Here is an 18,263-nt window from a genome sequence, read left to right as displayed (position 1 = left end):
CGATGCCGGCATTCCGTTTCGAAGCAATCGATGCGGCGGGACGCGCGCAGAAAGGCGTGATCGATGCCGACAGTGCGCGCGCCGCGCGTGGCCAGCTGCGCACGCAGGGGCTCACGCCGCTCGTCGTCGAGCCGGCCGCCAGCGCGACGCGCGGCGCGCGTTCGCAGCGGCTCGCGTTCGGCCGCAAGCTGTCGCAGCGCGAACAGGCGATCCTCACGCGCCAGCTCGCGAGCCTGCTGATCGCCGGGCTGCCGCTCGACGAGGCGCTCGGCGTGCTGACCGAGCAGGCCGAGCGCGACTACATCCGCGAACTGATGGCCGCGATCCGCGCGGAAGTGCTCGGCGGCCATTCGCTCGCGAATGCGCTCGGCCAGCATCCGCGCGATTTTCCGGAGATCTACCGCGCACTCGTTGCTGCGGGCGAGCACACCGGCAAGCTCGGCATCGTGCTGTCGCGCCTGGCCGACTACATCGAGCAGAGCAATGCGCTGAAGCAGAAGATCCTGCTGGCGTTCACGTATCCGGGCATCGTCACGCTGATCGCATTCGGCATCGTCACGTTCCTGCTGAGCTACGTCGTGCCGCAGGTCGTCAACGTGTTCGCGAGCACGAAGCAGCAACTGCCGATCCTCACGGTCGTGATGATGGCGCTGTCGGAATTCGTGCGGCACTGGTGGTGGGCGATCCTGATCGCGGTCGTGGTGGTCGTGTGGTTCGTGAAGGCGACGCTGTCGCGCGCCGGGCCCAGGCTCGCGTTCGATCGCTGGGTGCTGACCGCGCCGCTCGCGGGCAAGCTCGTGCGCGGCTACAACACGGTGCGCTTCGCGAGCACGCTCGGCATTCTTACCGCGGCCGGCGTGCCGATCCTGCGCGCGTTGCAGGCGGCCGGCGAGACGTTGTCGAACCGCGCGATGCGCGCGAACATCGACGACGCGATCGTGCGCGTGCGCGAAGGCTCCGCGCTGTCGCGCGCGCTGAACAACGTGAAGACGTTTCCGCCGGTGCTCGTGCACCTGATTCGTTCGGGCGAGGCGACGGGCGACGTGACGACGATGCTGGATCGCGCGGCCGAAGGCGAAGCGCGCGAGCTGGAGCGCCGCACGATGTTCCTGACGAGCCTGCTGGAGCCGCTGCTGATCCTCGCGATGGGCGGCATCGTGCTCGTGATCGTGCTGGCCGTGATGCTGCCGATCATCGAGCTGAACAACATGGTGCAGTGACGGAGCGGCCCGATTCCGCTTGCCGGGCCGCCGCCGTTCAGCGCATGTAGATCGCGGGGGACGGTGTGTTCGCCGGGAGCTGGATTTCGGCGCGGGCGCCGTTGCGGTCGACGATGATCGAGCGCGGGCGGACTTCGGCGAGCTTCGCGCCGGACGTGACGTCCGCGCCGAGCGACACGGCGCGCGGCGGTTCGCCGCCGACGCTGACGATCGCGGCGCCGCCGTGGTCGAGCGCGAGAATGCCGAACAGGTGGATGTCCTGGACGGGATTCTTGTCGAGCTGGCCGCCGAAGAGCGCCGCGGCGTCCTCGGTGCGGATCGGCAGCCGCGCGGCGGCGGCGGGCAGCGGCGCTTCGCGAGCGGACAGCGTGACGACCCAATAGGTGGCCGTCGCGCACAAACCCGCGAAGAGGGCGAGGGAAAGGATCCGGATCGAGAGCGCGTTCATGCGCGCTATTGTACGGATGTATATGAAATTTGCGTTGGGTGAAAGCCCTCGGCGATGCGCGCCTTACAATGCGTGCTCCGCGCCCGCCGGTCCGGAAGGTTGCCGTCAGGCAATCGTCCGGTGCGCCGGGTGCGTCACTCAATCGACGACATTTTTTGGAAAGAGGTAGTCAGTCATGCAAACGTGGATCACTCGCCGCAACGCGGCCGTGCGTCGTCAGCGCGGTTTCACGCTGATCGAGATCATGGTGGTGGTCGCGATCCTCGGGATCCTGGCAGCGCTGATCGTGCCGAAGATCATGAGCCGCCCGGACGAGGCGCGCCGCATCGCCGCGAAGCAGGACATCGGCACGATCATGCAGGCGCTCAAGCTGTACCGTCTGGACAACGGCCGCTATCCGACCCAGGAGCAGGGCCTGAATTCGCTGATCCAGAAGCCGACCACCGATCCGATCCCGAACAACTGGAAGGACGGCGGCTATCTCGAGCGCCTGCCGAATGACCCGTGGGGCAACGGGTACAAGTACCTGAACCCGGGCGTGCACGGCGAGATCGACGTGTTCAGCTACGGCGCCGACGGCAAGGAAGGTGGCGACGGCAACGATACCGACATCGGTTCGTGGCAATAGGCCGGCGCTGATCGGCCCGACGTTTCATTCCCGTTCTTCATGCTCGCCATTCGCACGACCTCCCGCTGCGGCCGCGATTGCCGTGTGCGTCGCGGTGCGGTGCCGTTCGTACCGGCACGTGCCGATGGCGGGCTGATGAAGCACGGCGCGGCACGACGTCGCACGCGCGGCTTCACGCTGCTCGAAATGCTGGTCGTGCTGGTGATCGCGGGGCTGCTCGTGTCGCTCGCGTCGCTGTCGCTGACGCGCAATCCGCGCACCGACCTGCGCGAGGAAGCGCAGCGTATCGCGCTGCTGTTCGAGACGGCCGGCGACGAAGCGCAGGTGCGCGCGCGGCCGATCGCGTGGCAGCCGACCGCGCACGGTTTCCAGTTCGACGTGAGCTCGCCCGACGGCTGGCGCACGCTGCGCGACGACCTGCTGCGTCCGCGCGACTGGGACGGCGGCGTCACCGGCGCCGACATCGATTATCCGGGGTCGGACACGCGCGCGAGCCGCGTCGTGTTCGGCACCGAGAGCATCGACACGCCGGTGCGCGTGACGCTGCATTCGGCCGCCGGCAGCGCGACGATCGTCGGCACCGGCAACGGCCGCTACGAGGTGCAATGACGATGCGTCGTCGCCTGCCCTTCCCCGTTTCTTCCGCCCGCGGCTTCACGATGATCGAAGTGCTGGTCGCGCTCGCGATCATCGCGGTCGCGCTCGCCGCGTCGATCCGCGCGGTCGGCACGATGGCGACCAACGCGTCCGAGCTGCATCGCCGGCTGCTCGCCGGCTGGAGCGCCGACAATGCGCTCGCGCAGCTGCGGCTCACGCATGCGTGGCCGGAGGTCGGCGAACAAAGCTTCGACTGCTCGCAAGGCAACGTGCAGCTCGTCTGCACGCAGCGCGTGAGCACCACGCCGAATCCGGTGTTCCGGCGCGTGCGGATCTCGGTGAGCATGCCCGGCCGCGCCGGCGTGCTCGCGCAGATGGTGACGGTGGTCGCGAATGAAACCAGCCGTCCGCTCTGACGCGCCGATGCGCCGCCCGTCCGCCCCCTCGTCCCGCGCTGCCCGCGGCTTCACGCTGATCGAGCTGATGATCGCGATCGCGATCCTCGCGGTGGTGGCGATCCTCGCGTGGCGCGGGCTCGACCAGATCATGCGCGGTCGCGACAAGGTCGCGTCCGCGATGGAAGACGAGCGCGTGTTCGCGCAGATGTTCGACCAGATGCGCATCGACGCGCGGCTCGCCGCGACCGACGACGAGGCCGGCCAGCCGGCGATCGGCGTCGCCGGCAATACGCTGCAGATCGTGCGCGAGCTCGACGTGCCGGGCGTCGCGCCGCGGCTGCAGGTGGTCCGCTACCGGATCGCCGGCGGGCGCGTCGTGCGCTACGCATCGCCGCCGATCGACGACACGAACCGGTTGCGCACCGTGCTGAAGGACAGCAGCGTCGAAGGTTGGAGCTGGGTCGCGCTGATGGGCGGCGTCGGCGCGATCGACGCGAAGCTGTACGTGCCGCGCGTGGGCTGGACCACCAACCTGCAGACGGCCGACGATGCACTCGCGCAGAACAACGACGCGCTCAAGGTGCCGCAGATCGGCAACGCGCCGCCGGCGCGCGCGGTGACCGGGCTGCAGGTCAGCATCGGCGCGACGTCGCTGCGCGTGCCGATCACGCGCATCTTCCTCGTCGGGGAATGACGATGCGCGCGCGCCCTTTCCGTCGAATGCCTGCCCGCCGCCAGCGCGGCGCCGCGATCATCACCGCGCTGCTCGTGGTCGCGCTGTCGGCGATCCTCGTGTCGGGGATGCTGTGGCGCCAGCAGGTTCAGATCCGCCGCATCGAGAACCAGCGCGTGATCGCGCAGGCGCAGTGGGTCGCGCGCGGCGCGCTCGACTGGACCCGGATGATCCTGCGCTCCGAAGGCGACACGGCGCCCGGCATCACCTATCTCGGCGGGATCTGGGGCGTGCCGATCGCGAAGACGAAGCTGTCGGATTTCCTCGGCCGGATCGGCGCGCCGAACGACACGGACGCCGAAGACACCTATCTGTCCGGCTCGATCGAGGACGCGCAGGCGAAGTTCAACCTGCGCAACCTCGTGTCGTCGCCGGCGCCCGGCGTGCTGCAACTGAACGTCACGCAGATGCAGGCGTTCCAGCGCCTGCTGACGACGCTTGGCTACGACAGCGCGTTCGCGAAGCGCATCGCGCTGCAGGTGCGCGCGGGGCTGCTGCATTCGGCCACGCGGTTCCAGATGCCGAACCTGCCCGGCGGCGGCGGGACCGCCGGGAACGCCGCGACCGCGCCGGTGACGAGCGGCGACCTGCAGGGCAGCGGCTTCACCGACGATCCCGGCATGGCCGGCGGCGACCGCGGGCCCGCGCCGCTGATGATGACGCGCGTCGACAGCCTGCTCGACGTCGACGGCGTGACGCCCGAGATGGTCGCGCGGCTGCGCCCGTTCGTCACGGTGCTGCCGACCACGACGCCCGTGAACATGAACACCGCGCCGGCCGAAGTAATCGCCGCGCTGATACCGGGGATGAGCGTGTCGTCCGCGCAGGCGCTCGTGTCGCGCCGCGAGACCGTGTTTTTCCGCAACGTGGGCGACGTGCAGCTCGCGCTGCGCGGCGCCGGCGCGCCGCCGAACGTGACGATCGACTCGAGCCTCGTCGACGTCAATTCGAGCTATTTCATCGTGCATGGCCGGATTCAGCACGAACGCGCGGAGGTCGACCGCACCTCGCTCGTGTATCGTGATCCGACCACGCACTCGACGCGGGTCGTGCGCATCCGCGACCAGCTATAACGACGCCAATCGGGAGAGGAGCTCTTGTGAGCACGTTGATTGTTTCTTTGCCGCCGCGCGAGCCTGCCGTGCCGTTGCAGGAATGGCAGTGGCCCGAGCTGCCGTTCACGCTCGTCGACAAGGCCGGCCAGGTGCAGCGCGCGGGCCGCGCCGCGCTCGCGCTGCTGCCGCGCGCGAATGCGACGGTGCTGATCGTCGCCGCGCGCGACGTGCTGCTGCTGGCCGCGACCGTGCCGCCGCTGAAGGGGCCGAAGCTGCGCCAGGCGCTGCCCAACATCGTCGAGGATCAGCTGATCCAGGACCCGCTCGGCTGCCACATCGCGCTCGATCCGGCCGCGCTGCCCGACGGGCGCCGCGTACTGGCCGTCGTCGACCGCGCGTGGTTCCGCACGATCTGCGACGCGTTCACCGCGGCCGGCCACCGGCACCTGAGCGCGGTGCCCGCGACCCGCTGCCTGCCGGCGCCGCGCGCGTCGGCCGACGCGGGCTCCGCCGTGCCGGCCGACGGCGAGCCCACCGACGCCGCGCTCGTCGCGGACGTCACCGAGCCGCCTGCCCGCCCGCCGACGGTCGCCGCGGTGCTCGGACTCGCGACGGCGGTCGAACCGGTGCTCGTCGAAGCCGGCGCGCTGCCGGCCGCGGCCGGGGCGCCGCGCCTCGAGCTGGCGGTCGCGCGCGGCGCGCTCGGCGAAGGCTTCGCGGCGCCCGCGTCGCGCGCGGCCGGCACGCTGGCCGCGCTCGCGGGCGGCGGCGACGTCGAACTGTACGAACTCGGCGAACCGGGCGCGGAGCCGCGGCTCGCGTCGGTCGGCCGCACCGACGCGCCGCTGTTGCCGGGCGCCGCGCCGCTATCGTTCGACACGTTCGCGCGCCGGGCGCTGACCGAGCCATTCGATCTGTGCCAGTTCGAATTCGAATCGCAGCCGTGGCGCTTCGACCGCGCGACGGTGAAGCGCCTGCGCGTGCCGATCGCGCTGGCCGCGGCGACGCTCGGCGTCGCGGTGATCGGGATGAACCTGCACTGGTGGAAGCTGTCGCGCGAGCGCGATGCGCTGTCCGCGCAGATCACCGAGACGCTGCTGTCTGCCTTCCCGAAGACGACCACCGTGCTCGACCCGCCCGCGCAGATGCAGCGCCAGCTCGACCAACTTCGGCTCGCGGCCGGCGAGCTGTCGCCGAACGATTTCCTCGCGCTGTCGAGCGGCTTGTCGCGCTCGATGGGTGCGCTGCCGCTGAACGGCATCGCGTCGCTCGACTATCACGACCGGCGGCTCGACGTCGGCTTCAAGCCGGAGGTCAAGGTCGATCCCGATTTCACGCAGCGCCTCGCGCGTAACGGACTGTCCGGCGAAGTCGACAGCAACACGGGCAAATGGACGATCCGGAGCCGCTCATGAAAACCGAACAACTGAACCAGACGCTGGCCCAGTTCTGGGGCGAGCGCACGCCGCGCGAGAAGACGCTGCTCGGCTGGGGCGGCGCCGTGCTGGCGATCGCGATCGCGTATTCGGTGCTGTGGTCGCCCGCGCAGGAAGGCCGCGCGAGGATTCAGCGCGAGCTGCCGGCGATGCGTCACGAACTCGCGCAGATGACCGCGCAGGCGAACGAGGCGAAGTCGCTGGCCGCCGCCGCGCAGGGTGTCGCGCCGACCGGCCTCGCGCTGAAGGATGCGCTCACTGCATCGCTGTCCGATCACGGGCTGCAGGGCGCGCAGGTGCAGATCGTCGGCAACGGCGTGCAGATCCAGATGAAGAACGTGTCGTTCCCGGCATGGACCCAGTGGCTCGACGATGCGCGCCGGCAGTTCAAGGTGCAGGTCGGCGAGGCGCATGCCACGGCGCTGAAGGAAGACGGCCAGGTGGACTTGACGGCCGTGATGCAACCTTCCGTCCAGAAATAGATGACGGCTGTGGATGACGCAAACGAAGGCCGGCCGATGCGGCCGTGGGCGAGACGGCTCGGCACCGTGTTGCCGTGGGTGCTGGCAGGCGGCCTGGCGACGGCGGTGACGCTCGTCGCGCTCGCGCCGGCCGCGTGGATCGCGCCGCAGTTCGCGCGTGCGACCGGCGGCCACGTGAATCTCGCCGATCCGGACGGGTCGCTGTGGCACGGCTCCGGCACGCTGATGCTCGCGCCGGGCGCCGACCAGAGCGCGGCGACGCTGCTGCCGGGCCGGGTCGAATGGACCACGCGCTTCTGGCCGCTGCTGACCGGGCGTGTGCAGATGCGCATGCGGCAGACCGAAGCGATGCCCGATGCGGTCACGCTCGATGCGACGTGGCGCGGCGCGGTGCTGTCGGCGGGCACGATGGCCGTGCCTGCGTCGCTGCTCACCGGGCTCGGCACGCCGTTCAACACGCTCGACCTGCAGGGCGACGTGCGGCTCGGCTGGAGCGACTGGCGGCTGATCGGCAACAACGCGTTCGGCCAGCTGACGGTGACGATCGATTCGATGAGTTCGCGCGTGTCGCGCGTGAAGCCGCTCGGTTCGTACCGCGCGATATTGCAGGCGAAGGGGATGGGCGCCGATCTCGACCTGTCCACGACGCAGGGCCCGCTGTTCCTCGACGGGCACGGCAGCTTCGGCCCCGGCCAGGGATCGTTCCGCGGCACCGCGCATGCGGCGCCCGAACAGCAGGCGAACCTCGCCGGACTGCTGAACCTGCTCGGCCACCCGATCGGCAACAACCAGGTGTCGCTGATCTTCGGCGACGCGCAGCGCTGATTCTGATTGCGCGCGTCGCCCGCTTCCCTTTCTACTTCTGCGCGAGCGGTGCGGCGACCGACGGTGCGATGGCCGCGGGCGCGGCCGCACCGGACGCCGGCAAGGGCGCCGGCGCCGCCATGTCGCCGTTCTCGCGCGCCATCTCCGATACGTTCCAGCCGCCGCCGAGCGCCTTCACGAGCCCGACCGACGACACCATCCGCTGCCCGGCGATCGTTGCGAGCTTTTGCTGCGCGGTGAACGCGGTGGTTTGCGCGGTCAGCACGTTCAGGTACGCGACCGTGCCGGCCTTGTACTGGTTCGTGACGATCGCGAGCGCGTGCTCGGCGCTGTCGACCGCCTGCCGCTGCACGTCGATTTCCTGCGCGAGAATGCGCTGCGACGCGAGGTTGTCCTCGACGTCCTGGAACGCGGTGAGCACCGCGAGGCGATAGGCGGCGACGTCCTGGTCGTAGGTCGCGCGCGCGGCGTCGGTCTGCGCGGCGCGCAGACCCGCGTCGAACAGCGTGGCCGCGAGTTGCGGGCCGACCGTCCAGAAGCGCGCCGGCAGCGTGAACAGCTGCGACCACACCGAGCTCTGGAAGCCGCCGGTGGCCGACAGCGTGAGCGTGGGGAAGAACGCCGAGATCGCGACGCCGATCTGCTCGTTCGCGGCCGCCGCGCGGCGCTCGGCCGCCGCGATGTCGGGCCGGCGCTCGAGGATCGCGGACGGCACGTCGACCGGCGTGACCGGCGGCTCGGCCGCGAGCGGATTCGGCGCCAGCGAGAAGGTCGACGCGGGCTCGCCGATCAGCGTCGCGATCGCATGCTCGTACTGCGCGCGGGCGACGCCGTTGTCGATCTGCGCGGCCTGCGCGCTCTGCAGCTGCGTTTGCGCCTGGATCACGTCGGCACGCGCGGCGACGCCCTGCGCGTACTGGTTCTGCGTGAGCTGCAGCGAGCGTTCATACGACTTCACGGTGTCGTCGAGCAGCTTTTGCAGCGCATCGGACGTACGCAACTGGAAATAGGTCTGCGCGAGCAGCGCCTGCTGCGACAGCCGCGCGTTCGCGAGGTCGGCCGCGGCGGCCGCTTCGCCGGCACGCTGCGCGCTGACGGTGCGGCTCACCTTGCCCCACAGGTCGGGTTCCCAGCTGGCGTCGAGGCCGACGCTGTAGCTGTTGTTGATCGATCCGGTCGACCCGCTGCCGAAATTCGACGACGAACCCGACGACAGCGACGTGCGCGGCGTCCGTGCGCGCGAGCCCGAGGCGGTCAGCCCGACGGTCGGGAAATACGCGGCGCGTGCCTCGGTGACGAGCGCGCGCGCCTGCCGGTAGGCGGCCGCCGATTGCGCGATGGTCTGGTTCGACGCGTTGAGCCTGCCGATCAGCGCATCGAGCTGCGGATCGTTGTAGACCGTCCACCACGCGCCGCGGTCGGCGCGATCGGCGGGCTGCGCGACTTTCCAGCCGGCCGGCGCTTCCTTGAACGCGGCGGGGATCGACGTGTCGGGGCGGTGATAGTCGGGCCCGACGGCGCAGCCGGCGAGCAGCACGGCCGTCGCAATGGCGACGGCGGCGCTCAGCGGGCGAACGGCGCGCGGGAGGGAGGCGTACGGCATGGTGGTTTTCCTGTCTGGGCGTGACGGCCGGCGAGCGGCGCCGCGCGATGCGGTCGTCATGCCGCTGGCGGACAAATGGTAACTGACGGCGGGAAAGCTGCGCAGCCCTAAGGGTACGGTGCGCGGCAGCCGGAATGTGTTACCGGCGCGGCCGGCAGGTTTACCGGCCATTACGGCCAGCTTGCGGGAAAACGGGCGGGCGAATCGGCGTACGGCACCGGCCGCGCGTGACGCGGCCGGCGATCAGGCGGGATCGTGCGGAGAGCGGCGGGAGTGCGGCGGCGTCAGTGGCAGCGCACGGGCACCGGGACGGGTTCGGCGGCGGCGGCCCGCCATGTCGACGGCTCCGTCGCGGCCGGCTGGCTCGTGCGGCGGGCGGCATTTTTCGCGTTGCGCTGCCGGCGATGATCGAACCATGCGAACCCGAGCGCCGCGAGCGAGCCGCCAGGCACGACCAGCATCGTCACGTACAGCGCGATCTTCCAGCCGCGGTGCGGGCCGGAGAACACATGATGAGCGGTATCGGTCAGGTTGCGGCGCAGCGCGCCGGCGGCATTTTTCAGGAACAGCATCGCGAACATCCTCGGGTGCCCGGCAGCGCGGGCCAATCGGTCAGAACATAGTCTCCGGCAGTGCAACATGCACGTCGTAACTGGTTGACTCAAATAATATTGACTAAGCAATCATTTTTCAAGATACTGGGCGCGTTTTAACCCGAAACGCACTATTGCTGCGCGCGCAATCGTATGACCGGCGGCCTCTACGATCCCGAGAACATCGCGCTGGAAACGAGCCTCGGCTATTACCTGTCGAAGGCGAAGCAGGCGCTCGTCGAGCGGATGGATCGCGCGCTCGAGCCGTTCGACCTCACCGCGCAGCAGATCGGCGTGATCCTGCTGCTGTCGCGCGGCTACGCGCGCACGCCGTTCGAACTGTCGCGCAAGATGTCGTACGACAGCGGCTCGATGACGCGCATGCTCGACCGGCTCGAACGCAAGGGGCTGATCGCACGGGCGCGCAGCGAGCAGGACCGCCGGATGATCGAGCTGACGCTGACCGAGCGCGGCATCGAAGCCGCCCGCGCGCTGCCGTCGCTGGTCGCGACCGTGCTCAACGCGCAGCTCGAAGGCTTCTCGGCCGACGAACTCGCGACGCTCACCGGCCTGCTGCAACGCTTCATCGCCAACGGGCCCGGTTCGAGCAGCTGCCCGAAGCCCGACGAACCCGACTGCTGACGCGCGCGGAGCCCCATGTCTAGATTAAACACTCGCTTATTTCTCTGTCTGGGCAGAAGATGACAAGGCACCCGCTCCGCTTTTCCCCTTTTTCATTCCACCCGGCCGGGCCGCGCTGCGTCGCGTGTCCGTGCGTTGTGCCGGCGCGTCGCGCGCGCCGCGTCTAGGAGATTCCGATGTCCGCCACCACGGCATCCGCCCCCTCCCCCGCTGCCGAACCGGCGCCGCTGACCGGCGGCGCGCTCGCGCTGCTGACCGTCGGGCTCGCGCTCGGCACCTTCATGGAAGTGCTCGACACGTCGATCGCGAACGTCGCGGTGCCGACCATCTCGGGCAGCCTCGGCGTCGCGACGAGCGAGGGCACGTGGGTGATCTCGTCGTACTCGGTCGCGTCCGCGATCGCGGTGCCGCTGACCGGCTGGCTCGCGCGCCGGGTCGGCGAGGTGCGCCTCTTCACGCTGTCGGTGCTCGCGTTCACGATCGCGTCGGCGCTGTGCGGCTTCGCGACCAACTTCGAGACGCTGATCGCGTTCCGGCTGCTGCAGGGCCTCGTGTCCGGGCCGATGGTGCCGCTGTCGCAGACGATCCTGATGCGCAGCTACCCGCCGGCGAAACGCGGGCTCGCGCTCGGGCTCTGGGCGATGACGGTGATCGTCGCGCCGATCTTCGGCCCGCTGCTGGGCGGCTGGATCAGCGACAACTACACGTGGCCGTGGATCTTCTACATCAACCTGCCGATCGGCGTGTTCTCGGCGACCTGCGCGTATTTCCTGCTGCGCGGCCGCGAGACCAAGACGTCGAAGCAGCGGATCGACGCGATCGGCCTCGCGCTGCTCGTGATCGGCGTGTCGTGCCTGCAGATGATGCTCGACCTCGGCAAGGACCGCGACTGGTTCAACTCGACCTTCATCGTCGCGCTCGCGCTGATCGCGGTCGTGTCGCTCGCGTTCATGCTCGTGTGGGAGGCGACCGAGAAGGAACCGGTGGTCGACCTGTCGCTCTTCAAGGACCGCAACTTCGCGCTCGGCGCGCTGATCATCTCGTTCGGCTTCATGGCGTTCTTCGGTTCGGTCGTGATCTTCCCGCTATGGTTGCAGACGGTGATGGGCTACACGGCGGGCAAGGCCGGCCTCGCGACCGCGCCGGTCGGGCTGCTTGCGCTGGTGCTGTCGCCGCTGATCGGCCGCAACATGCACCGGCTCGACCTGCGGATGGTCGCGAGCTTCGCGTTCATCGTGTTCGCGGGCGTGTCGCTGTGGAACGCGACGTTTACGCTCGACGTGCCGTTCAACCACGTGATCCTGCCGCGGCTCGTGCAGGGCATCGGTGTCGCGTGCTTCTTCGTGCCGATGACGACGATCACGCTGTCGAGCATCTCCGACGAGCGGCTCGCGAGCGCGTCGGGGCTGTCGAACTTCCTGCGCACGCTGTCCGGCGCGATCGGCACCGCGGCCAGCTCGACGTTCTGGGAGAACGACGCGATCTACCATCATGCGCGGCTGTCGGAATCGGTGAGCGTCTACGCGCAGAACACGACCGACTACCAGGGTGCGCTCGCGCAGCTCGGCATCGTCGGGCAGACGGCCAATGCGCAACTCAACCAGCTCGTCACGCAGCAGGGCTTCATGATGGCGACCAACGACTTCTTCCATCTGTCGGCGGGCGTGTTCATCGCGCTCGCGGCGCTCGTGTGGATCACGAAGCCGAAGAAGGGCGCGGGGCCCGCGATGGGGCATTGAGGGGAACGGCGCCGCTTTCCGGCACGCAGCCGACGACGGGCCTTGCGGCCATTCGTGGTATAAACTAAGCTAAATAATTGATTGAACTTAGTTTATTTGAGAGGATGCCATGCAGACCTACAACATGCATGACGCGAAGACGAACCTGTCTCGGTTGATCGACGAGGCTGTCCACGCGGGCGAGCCGTTCGTGATCGCGAAGGCCGGCAAGCCGCTCGTCAAGGTCGTGCCGATCGATGCGCCCGAGGCGACGCGGCCGGCGCGGATCGGCTTCATGAAGGGGCAGATCGTGGTGCCGGACGACTTCGACACGATGGGTGACGATGCCATCCGGAAGCTGTTCGAGGGCGGCGCGTGAAACTGTTGCTCGACACGCATCTGATTCTTTGGACAGCGGCGGATGCGACCGAATTGCCGGATCGCGCCCGTACCCTCATCGAGGATCCCGCCCATACCCTGTTGTTCAGCGTCGCGAGCCTCTGGGAAATCGTGATCAAGCGCGGGCTCGATCGCGCCGACTTTCAGGTCGAGCCGCACGTGCTGCGTCGCAATCTGCTCGACGCCGGCTACGTGGAATTGCCGATCACGAGCGCCCATGTCCTGGCAGTCGAGCAACTGCCTCCGGTGCATCGCGATCCGTTCGACCGGCTGCTGATTGCCCAGGCGATTTCGGAAGGTGTCACGTTGCTCACGCACGATCACACCGTTGCCCGCTATCCAGGCCCGATTCTGCACGTCTGACCGCGCCGAGCTCGGCGGCCCGGCCTTCACTCCCTCGCCCGCAATCCGCCGAACGCGAGATCGTCGGCCGGCGCGAGCGGCAGCGTCGCCCGCGCGACGTCGAGCCATGCGCGCGCCGCGTGCGACAGGTAGCCCTTCTTCAGCCAGCCGAGCGCGATCGCCCACGTGATTTCCGGCTCGACGATCGGCCGGCACGTGAACTGGCTTGCATCGAGCCGCCGGCAATACGGCTCGGGCAGCAGCGCGATGCCGACGCCCGCATGCACGAGCGCGGCCATGAAATCCCAGTGGCCGCTGCGGCTCACGATCGACGGCGTGAAGCCGGCCTGCCGGCACGCATCGAGCACCGCATCGTGCAGCGCGAGGCTTTCCGCATAGAACACGAACGATTCGCGCGCGAGATCCGCGAGCGGCACGGCCGCGTGGTCTTCCCAGCGCGACTCGCGCGGCGCGACGAGCCACAGCGGCGCGCGCACCATCGGCAGCCGCTCGAACGTGCCCGGATCGACCGGCTCCAGCAGCCCGCCGAGTTCCAGCTCGCCCGACATCAGCGCGGCCTCGATCATCCGCGCGCCCTGCTCGAACAGCTTCAGCTCGATGTTCGGGTAGCGCTGCTTGTACGCGGCGATGATCGGCGTGAACAGCGAACCGCCTAGCGGCGGGATGCCGATCGTCAGCTCGCCGCGTCCGAGCGTGCCGAGATCGTTCAGCTCCGACTGCAGCTGCGCCTGCGCGGCGAGCACGTCCTGGCCGCGCTGGAACACGATCCGCCCGGCGTCGGTCAGCACCATCTGCCGGCCGTCGCGCAGCAGCAGCGGCGAACCGATCTCATCTTCCAGCGCCTTCACCATCTTGCTGATGGTCGGCTGCGTGACGAACAGCCTGTCGGCCGCCGCGGTGAAGCTCTGCTGACGAACCACCTCGACGAAGTACCGCAACGCGCGCAATTCCATCGATCACTCCCCAGATTGGTGCAGCCGAATGCAAGCGAATTCCGAATTGGAATGACAAGTATGGAGACAAGTCATTTTATTTATGGTTAGGGGAAACCCTATACTTGCTCCATTGACAGAAACATCTGTATGGAGCCCGCCATGAACAAGCCGACCGCCACTGCCGCCGCCCGCCCCGCCGCTTCGGGCAGCCTCGCGCATACGGGCCGGATCGTGCTGCAGGCCACCGCGCTCGGCGTGCTGTGGATGGCGGTCGACTGGGCCGTGCGCACGGTCGGGCTGCCGATTCCGTCCGGCGTGATCGGCCTCGCGGTGCTCCTCGTGCTGCTGTTCTCGGGCCGCGTCGCCCCGGCATGGGTGAAGGACGGCGCGAACTGGCTCTTGTCCGACATGCTGCTGTTCTTCGTGCCGGCCGCCGTCGCGGCCGTGCAGTACGGCGGGCTGTTCCGCGAGGACGGCTGGCGCATCGCGCTGGTGATGCTCGCCGGCACCGCGTTCGTGATGGTCGCGGTGGCCGTCGCGGTCGATCTCGCCGCGAAGCTCGAACGCCGGCTCGCCGCGCAGCGCGTGTTCGCCGAGCGCCGCCGCGCGCGCCTGAGCGCCGTCGCGCACTGAGCGGGAGCCTGCCATGCTCGTCGCGCTATCGAACCTGCCCGCCGACCGGGTGAATACCGCGATCTCCGTCGGCTGCTTCGTGCTGACGATCGTGCTGTATTTCGCGTCGAAGCGGCTCTACGCGTACAAGAAGACGCTGCTGTTCTCGCCGCTGGTGTTCGTGCCGGGCGTGCTGGTGCTGCTCGTGCTGCTGACCGGCATCCCGTATTCGGTCTATTTCCGCGATACGCGCTGGCTGATGTGGCTGCTCGGCCCGGCGACGATCGCGTTCGCGGTGCCGATCTACGACTATCGTGACCTGATCCGCCGCCACTGGCTGTCGTTGTCGGTCGGCGTCGCGGTCGGGATCGCCGCGGGCGTATGCGGGTCGCTGCTGCTCGCGAAGCTGCTGCACCTGTCGCCCGAGCTGCAGCGCTCGCTGATGACGCGCTCCGTGTCGACACCGTTCGCGCTCGCCGTGTCGGACAAGATCCACGCGCCGAAGGATCTCACCGCCCTGTTCGTGATCGCGACCGGCATCTGCGGGATGCTGCTCGGCGAGCTCGTGCTGGCGCTCGTGCCGATGCGCACGCGGCTCGCGCGGGGCGCGCTGTTCGGCGCGGCCGCCCACGGCGTGGGCACCGCGAAGGCGCGCGAGATCGGCAACGAGGAAGGCGTCGTGTCGAGCCTGACGATGATGATCGCGGGCGTCGCGATGGTGCTGATCGCGCCGTTGCTCACGCTGCTGCCGATCTGACAGAAGTGCGGGCGGGCGCCGCTGGCCGCCCTGCCGCGCCTTCCGCCAGACGGCCCGGTTCCCGCCGGCCGCGCCCCCGCCTGATCGTTTCCCCCTCTGCATTCATGCGCGACATCGCGCCGGCACCCGGGCGACCATCGGCTGAGATAGCCGCAATTCCCCCTCTTTTCCGCCCATCGGCCTCGGCCCGGATGCCGAACAATGCATGCTACGAGACATCACGCACGCATTCACATGGCCACGACTGCAACCCCGACCGCCGACAAGCCGGCTTCGTCCGGCAAGTTCAAGCGCATCGCGCTCATCGCCGTCATCGCGCTGGGCGCGGCTGCCGCCGCCGCCGGCGGCATGTACGTGTTCCTGAACAAGGCGGGCGTCGGCCATCCGAGCGCGCCCGCCGAGCCGGCGCCGCTTGCCGCGCCGGTGTTCTTCCCGCTCGACCCGCTGACCGTGAACCTGCAGTCCGACGACGGCGCGCAGCACTACCTGCGCGTCGGCCTGTCGCTGAAGCTCACCGATCCGAAGGCGCAGGAGCAACTGACCGCGCGGATGCCGGAAATCCGCAGCCGGATCCTGCTCGCGCTGTCGAACAAGCATCCCGAGGAGCTCGCGACGCCGGAGGGCAAGCGTTCGCTCGCGACGGAGCTGCGGGAGCTGATCGAACAGCCGACGCAGCCGGGCAACCAGCGCGCGAAGGTCGACGACGTCCTGTTCACCGAGTTCGTCGTCCAGTAACGCGGCCGCGAAAGGAGCGCGTATGGGTCACCAGGAGTTCATGTCCCAGGAGGAGGTCGATGCCCTCCTCAAGGGCGTCACGGGCGAAACCGATGCAGTCGACGAGCAGCGCGACACATCGGGCGTCCGCCCCTACAACATCGCGACGCAGGAGCGAATCGTCCGCGGCCGGATGCCCGGCCTCGAGATCATCAACGACCGCTTCGCGCGCCTGTTGCGGATCGGCATCTTCAACTTCATGCGGCGCACGGCGGAAATTTCCGTCAGCCAGGTGAAGGTGCAGAAGTACAGCGAATTCACCCGCAACCTGCCGATCCCGACCAACCTGAACCTGGTGCACGTGAAGCCGCTGCGCGGCACGTCGCTGTTCGTGTTCGACCCGAACCTCGTGTTCTTCGTCGTCGACAACCTGTTCGGCGGCGACGGGCGCTTTCACACGCGCGTCGAGGGCCGCGACTTCACGGCCACCGAGCAGCGGATCATCGGCAAGCTGCTGAACCTCGTGTTCGAGCACTACACGACCGCGTGGAAGAGCGTGCGGCCGCTGCAGTTCGAATTCGTGCGCTCGGAGATGCACACGCAGTTCGCGAACGTCGCGACGCCGAACGAGATCGTGATCGTCACGCAGTTCTCGATCGAGTTCGGGCCGACGGGCGGCACGCTGCACATCTGCATGCCGTACTCGATGATCGAGCCGATCCGCGACGTGCTCAGCTCGCCGATCCAGGGCGAGGCGCTCGAAGTCGACCGCCGCTGGGTGCGCGTGCTGTCGCAGCAGGTGCAGGCCGCGGAAGTCGAGCTGACCGCGAATCTCGCCGAGATCTCGTCGACGTTCGAGAAGATCCTGAACCTGCGCGCGGGCGACGTGCTGCCGCTGGAGATCGAGGACACGATCACCGCGAAGGTCGATGGCGTGCCGGTAATGGAATGCGGCTACGGAATTTTCAATGGTCAATATGCGTTGCGCGTGCAGAAGATGATCGGCGCGAGCGATTCGATGAAGGAAGGTGGATATGAGTGAGCTGAACCAGACGCCCGACGACGACATCCAGGCGATGGCCGATGCGGCCCTCGCGGCGTCGGCCGCCGACGCGAAGGCGCCGGCCGCGGCCGAGGAAGATCCGGGCATGGACGACTGGGCGGCCGCGCTCGCCGAGCAGAACGAGCAGCCGGTGCAGGCGGGCGCGACGGGCGCCGGCGTGTTCCAGCCGTTGTCGAAGGCAGCGGCGAGCTCGACGCACAACGACATCGAGATGATCCTCGACATCCCGGTCAAGATGACCGTGGAGCTCGGCCGCACGAAGATCGCGATCCGCAACCTGCTGCAACTCGCGCAGGGGTCGGTCGTCGAGCTCGACGGCATGGCCGGCGAGCCGATGGACGTGCTCGTGAACGGCTGCCTGATCGCGCAGGGCGAAGTCGTGGTGGTCAACGACAAGTTCGGTATTCGTCTCACCGACATCATCACGCCGGCTGAACGCATCCGGAAGCTGAATCGATGAACGTCGTGATGTCCGGCCGGCGCGCGTGCCGCGCGATTGCGGCGGCGGCACTGGCCGTCGCCGCGTCGCTCGCGTGCGCACCGGCCGGCGCCGCCGACATGAACGCGGTCAACCACCCCGGTTCGATCGCGTCGAGCGTGATGGTCGGTTCGGCCGCGCCGTCGCTTGGCATCGGCGCGGTGCTGCAGACGCTCGTCGGGCTCGCGGTCGTGATCGGCCTCGTGTTCGCGTGCGCATGGCTCGCCCGCCGCTTCGGGTTCCAGCCCGCGCGGCGCGGCGGCCCGCTGAAGGTCGTGTCGAGCGTCGGGCTCGGCGCGAAGGAAAGCGCGACGATCGTCGAGATCGGCGATACCTGGCTCGTGCTCGGCGTCGCGCCGGGCAACGTGCGATTGCTGCATACGCTGCCGGCCGGTTCGGTGGCCACCACCGCGGCCGCGGGTCCTGCCGCGGCCGACGCATCCGCCGGCGGCAATCCGTCCGACGGTACCCTGCCCGGCACGTTCGGCTCGCGGTTTCGCGACGCGCTCGCGGGCGAAGCCGCGAAACGCCTCGGTCGCGGCAAGGACCGCTGACATGGCGCCG

General features: G+C 69.0%; 23 protein-coding genes. 19 read left to right on the top strand and 4 right to left on the bottom strand.

The features are described 5' to 3' along the window. The first annotated feature begins 2 nt into the window (after nucleotides 1-2). Nucleotides 3-1,220 (top strand): type II secretion system inner membrane protein GspF, encoded by a 1,218-nt coding sequence (gene gspF, locus SY91_RS02760; protein WP_006491634.1) that lies wholly within the window; start codon nucleotides 3-5, stop codon nucleotides 1,218-1,220. Between the two features lie 37 nt (nucleotides 1,221-1,257). On the opposite strand, the gene SY91_RS02755 is transcribed toward gspF, so the two are convergent. Continuing rightward, on the bottom strand, nucleotides 1,258-1,668 hold the full coding sequence (locus tag SY91_RS02755; RefSeq protein WP_011544450.1) for a type II secretion system protein N: 411 nt from the start codon (nucleotides 1,666-1,668) through the stop codon (nucleotides 1,258-1,260). A gap of 175 nt (nucleotides 1,669-1,843) precedes the next feature. On the opposite strand from SY91_RS02755, the gene gspG reads away from it, so the two are divergent. From gspG to SY91_RS02715, 8 genes are read left to right on the top strand one after another with little or no spacing between them, the layout of a single operon-like run. Beyond that, on the top strand, nucleotides 1,844-2,296 hold the full coding sequence (gene gspG, locus SY91_RS02750) for a type II secretion system major pseudopilin GspG (protein WP_006477246.1): 453 nt from the start codon (nucleotides 1,844-1,846) through the stop codon (nucleotides 2,294-2,296). Between the two features lie 39 nt (nucleotides 2,297-2,335). Next, on the top strand, nucleotides 2,336-2,905 hold the full coding sequence (locus SY91_RS02745) for a GspH/FimT family pseudopilin (protein WP_043887683.1): 570 nt from the start codon (nucleotides 2,336-2,338) through the stop codon (nucleotides 2,903-2,905). Further along, the gene (gspI, locus tag SY91_RS02740) at nucleotides 2,902-3,309 is read left to right on the top strand and encodes a type II secretion system minor pseudopilin GspI (protein WP_006477244.1); all 408 of its coding nucleotides are present in this window, start codon (nucleotides 2,902-2,904) and stop codon (nucleotides 3,307-3,309) included. Before SY91_RS02745 ends, gspI begins: the two co-directional genes overlap by 4 nt. Beyond that, nucleotides 3,287-3,985, top strand: a complete 699-nt coding sequence (locus SY91_RS02735; protein WP_080289761.1) for a type II secretion system protein J — start codon at nucleotides 3,287-3,289, stop codon at nucleotides 3,983-3,985. Before gspI ends, SY91_RS02735 begins: the two co-directional genes overlap by 23 nt. Nucleotides 3,986-3,987: 2 nt before the next feature. Next, a complete protein-coding gene (gene gspK / locus SY91_RS02730) occupies nucleotides 3,988-5,097 on the top strand; it encodes a type II secretion system minor pseudopilin GspK (RefSeq protein WP_023476570.1) in 1,110 nt (369 codons plus the stop codon). 26 nt (nucleotides 5,098-5,123) lie between these two features. Then, entirely contained in the window at nucleotides 5,124-6,494 is a 1,371-nt protein-coding gene (gene gspL, locus SY91_RS02725; protein WP_185921045.1) for a type II secretion system protein GspL, read from the top strand. Next, entirely contained in the window at nucleotides 6,491-6,997 is a 507-nt protein-coding gene (gspM, locus tag SY91_RS02720) for a type II secretion system protein GspM (protein ID WP_023477383.1), read from the top strand. The genes gspL and gspM overlap by 4 nt, the downstream gene beginning before the upstream one ends. 36 nt (nucleotides 6,998-7,033) lie before the next feature. Next, complete coding sequence (locus SY91_RS02715; protein ID WP_023477384.1) at nucleotides 7,034-7,822, top strand: type II secretion system protein N; 789 nt, start codon at nucleotides 7,034-7,036, stop codon at nucleotides 7,820-7,822. Nucleotides 7,823-7,853: 31 nt separating this feature from the next. Here the strand turns inward: SY91_RS02715 and SY91_RS02710 are convergent, their stop codons facing one another. Continuing rightward, nucleotides 7,854-9,425 carry an efflux transporter outer membrane subunit gene (locus SY91_RS02710; protein WP_023477385.1) on the bottom strand — a complete coding sequence of 524 codons (1,572 nt, stop codon included), beginning with the start codon at nucleotides 9,423-9,425 and terminating at the stop codon, nucleotides 7,854-7,856. 284 nt (nucleotides 9,426-9,709) lie between these two features. Beyond that, nucleotides 9,710-9,997, bottom strand: coding sequence for a multidrug ABC transporter ATPase (locus SY91_RS02705; RefSeq protein ID WP_011544459.1), 288 nt, complete (start codon nucleotides 9,995-9,997; stop codon nucleotides 9,710-9,712). A gap of 174 nt (nucleotides 9,998-10,171) precedes the next feature. On the opposite strand from SY91_RS02705, the gene SY91_RS02700 reads away from it, so the two are divergent. The 4 genes from SY91_RS02700 (at nucleotide 10,172) to SY91_RS02685 (ending at nucleotide 13,140) form a co-directional block, all read left to right on the top strand. Continuing rightward, nucleotides 10,172-10,660, top strand: a complete 489-nt coding sequence (locus tag SY91_RS02700) for a MarR family winged helix-turn-helix transcriptional regulator (RefSeq protein WP_023477387.1) — start codon at nucleotides 10,172-10,174, stop codon at nucleotides 10,658-10,660. A 176-nt stretch (nucleotides 10,661-10,836) separates the two neighbouring features. Beyond that, nucleotides 10,837-12,399, top strand: coding sequence for a DHA2 family efflux MFS transporter permease subunit (locus tag SY91_RS02695; RefSeq protein WP_185921044.1), 1,563 nt, complete (start codon nucleotides 10,837-10,839; stop codon nucleotides 12,397-12,399). Between the two features lie 109 nt (nucleotides 12,400-12,508). Further along, complete coding sequence (locus SY91_RS02690) at nucleotides 12,509-12,757, top strand: type II toxin-antitoxin system Phd/YefM family antitoxin (RefSeq protein ID WP_023477389.1); 249 nt, start codon at nucleotides 12,509-12,511, stop codon at nucleotides 12,755-12,757. Then, nucleotides 12,754-13,140 carry a type II toxin-antitoxin system VapC family toxin gene (locus SY91_RS02685; RefSeq protein WP_023477390.1) on the top strand — a complete coding sequence of 129 codons (387 nt, stop codon included), beginning with the start codon at nucleotides 12,754-12,756 and terminating at the stop codon, nucleotides 13,138-13,140. Before SY91_RS02690 ends, SY91_RS02685 begins: the two co-directional genes overlap by 4 nt. A gap of 26 nt (nucleotides 13,141-13,166) precedes the next feature. On the opposite strand, the gene SY91_RS02680 is transcribed toward SY91_RS02685, so the two are convergent. Further along, nucleotides 13,167-14,093, bottom strand: a complete 927-nt coding sequence (locus tag SY91_RS02680; RefSeq protein ID WP_006477236.1) for a LysR family transcriptional regulator — start codon at nucleotides 14,091-14,093, stop codon at nucleotides 13,167-13,169. 141 nt (nucleotides 14,094-14,234) lie between these two features. On the opposite strand from SY91_RS02680, the gene SY91_RS02675 reads away from it, so the two are divergent. From SY91_RS02675 to fliO, 6 genes are all read left to right on the top strand, one after another. Continuing rightward, nucleotides 14,235-14,708 carry a CidA/LrgA family protein gene (locus SY91_RS02675; RefSeq protein ID WP_012327575.1) on the top strand — a complete coding sequence of 158 codons (474 nt, stop codon included), beginning with the start codon at nucleotides 14,235-14,237 and terminating at the stop codon, nucleotides 14,706-14,708. Between the two features lie 13 nt (nucleotides 14,709-14,721). Further along, complete coding sequence (locus SY91_RS02670) at nucleotides 14,722-15,444, top strand: LrgB family protein (protein WP_006477234.1); 723 nt, start codon at nucleotides 14,722-14,724, stop codon at nucleotides 15,442-15,444. 234 nt (nucleotides 15,445-15,678) lie between these two features. Beyond that, nucleotides 15,679-16,179 (top strand): flagellar basal body-associated protein FliL, encoded by a 501-nt coding sequence (fliL, locus tag SY91_RS02665; RefSeq protein WP_023477391.1) that lies wholly within the window; start codon nucleotides 15,679-15,681, stop codon nucleotides 16,177-16,179. A gap of 22 nt (nucleotides 16,180-16,201) precedes the next feature. Continuing rightward, nucleotides 16,202-17,200: a flagellar motor switch protein FliM gene (gene fliM, locus SY91_RS02660; RefSeq protein ID WP_006477232.1), complete on the top strand. Its 999-nt coding sequence runs from the start codon at nucleotides 16,202-16,204 to the stop codon at nucleotides 17,198-17,200. Beyond that, nucleotides 17,193-17,681, top strand: a complete 489-nt coding sequence (fliN, locus tag SY91_RS02655; RefSeq protein ID WP_011544466.1) for a flagellar motor switch protein FliN — start codon at nucleotides 17,193-17,195, stop codon at nucleotides 17,679-17,681. The genes fliM and fliN overlap by 8 nt, the downstream gene beginning before the upstream one ends. Further along, nucleotides 17,678-18,253 (top strand): flagellar biosynthetic protein FliO, encoded by a 576-nt coding sequence (gene fliO, locus SY91_RS02650; RefSeq protein WP_023477392.1) that lies wholly within the window; start codon nucleotides 17,678-17,680, stop codon nucleotides 18,251-18,253. The genes fliN and fliO overlap by 4 nt, the downstream gene beginning before the upstream one ends. The last annotated feature ends 10 nt before the right edge of the window (nucleotides 18,254-18,263 follow it).

The sequence above is a fragment of the Burkholderia cenocepacia genome (genome assembly GCF_014211915.1).
In the GTDB taxonomy this organism is placed as follows: Bacteria; Pseudomonadota; Gammaproteobacteria; order Burkholderiales; family Burkholderiaceae; genus Burkholderia; species Burkholderia orbicola.
The sequence above is the reverse complement of the archived record's forward strand: the minus strand, read 5'-3'. Positions and strand labels throughout refer to the sequence as shown.

Coding starts and splice junctions, on each gene's coding strand:
- SY91_RS02715 (WP_023477384.1), top strand. CDS start 7,034: ATGCGGCCGTGGGCGAGACGGCTCGGCACCGTGTTGCCGTGGGTGCTG.
- SY91_RS02745 (WP_043887683.1), top strand. CDS start 2,336: ATGCTCGCCATTCGCACGACCTCCCGCTGCGGCCGCGATTGCCGTGTG.
- SY91_RS02735 (WP_080289761.1), top strand. CDS start 3,287: ATGAAACCAGCCGTCCGCTCTGACGCGCCGATGCGCCGCCCGTCCGCC.
- SY91_RS02700 (WP_023477387.1), top strand. CDS start 10,172: ATGACCGGCGGCCTCTACGATCCCGAGAACATCGCGCTGGAAACGAGC.
- gspF (WP_006491634.1), top strand. CDS start 3: ATGCCGGCATTCCGTTTCGAAGCAATCGATGCGGCGGGACGCGCGCAG.
- gspI (WP_006477244.1), top strand. CDS start 2,902: ATGACGATGCGTCGTCGCCTGCCCTTCCCCGTTTCTTCCGCCCGCGGC.
- gspG (WP_006477246.1), top strand. CDS start 1,844: ATGCAAACGTGGATCACTCGCCGCAACGCGGCCGTGCGTCGTCAGCGC.
- fliM (WP_006477232.1), top strand. CDS start 16,202: ATGGGTCACCAGGAGTTCATGTCCCAGGAGGAGGTCGATGCCCTCCTC.
- fliN (WP_011544466.1), top strand. CDS start 17,193: ATGAGTGAGCTGAACCAGACGCCCGACGACGACATCCAGGCGATGGCC.
- fliO (WP_023477392.1), top strand. CDS start 17,678: ATGAACGTCGTGATGTCCGGCCGGCGCGCGTGCCGCGCGATTGCGGCG.
- SY91_RS02670 (WP_006477234.1), top strand. CDS start 14,722: ATGCTCGTCGCGCTATCGAACCTGCCCGCCGACCGGGTGAATACCGCG.
- SY91_RS02695 (WP_185921044.1), top strand. CDS start 10,837: ATGTCCGCCACCACGGCATCCGCCCCCTCCCCCGCTGCCGAACCGGCG.
- SY91_RS02705 (WP_011544459.1), bottom strand. CDS start 9,997: ATGCTGTTCCTGAAAAATGCCGCCGGCGCGCTGCGCCGCAACCTGACC.
- fliL (WP_023477391.1), top strand. CDS start 15,679: ATGGCCACGACTGCAACCCCGACCGCCGACAAGCCGGCTTCGTCCGGC.
- SY91_RS02690 (WP_023477389.1), top strand. CDS start 12,509: ATGCAGACCTACAACATGCATGACGCGAAGACGAACCTGTCTCGGTTG.
- SY91_RS02675 (WP_012327575.1), top strand. CDS start 14,235: ATGAACAAGCCGACCGCCACTGCCGCCGCCCGCCCCGCCGCTTCGGGC.
- gspK (WP_023476570.1), top strand. CDS start 3,988: ATGCGCGCGCGCCCTTTCCGTCGAATGCCTGCCCGCCGCCAGCGCGGC.
- SY91_RS02710 (WP_023477385.1), bottom strand. CDS start 9,425: ATGCCGTACGCCTCCCTCCCGCGCGCCGTTCGCCCGCTGAGCGCCGCC.
- SY91_RS02680 (WP_006477236.1), bottom strand. CDS start 14,093: ATGGAATTGCGCGCGTTGCGGTACTTCGTCGAGGTGGTTCGTCAGCAG.
- gspM (WP_023477383.1), top strand. CDS start 6,491: ATGAAAACCGAACAACTGAACCAGACGCTGGCCCAGTTCTGGGGCGAG.
- SY91_RS02755 (WP_011544450.1), bottom strand. CDS start 1,668: ATGAACGCGCTCTCGATCCGGATCCTTTCCCTCGCCCTCTTCGCGGGT.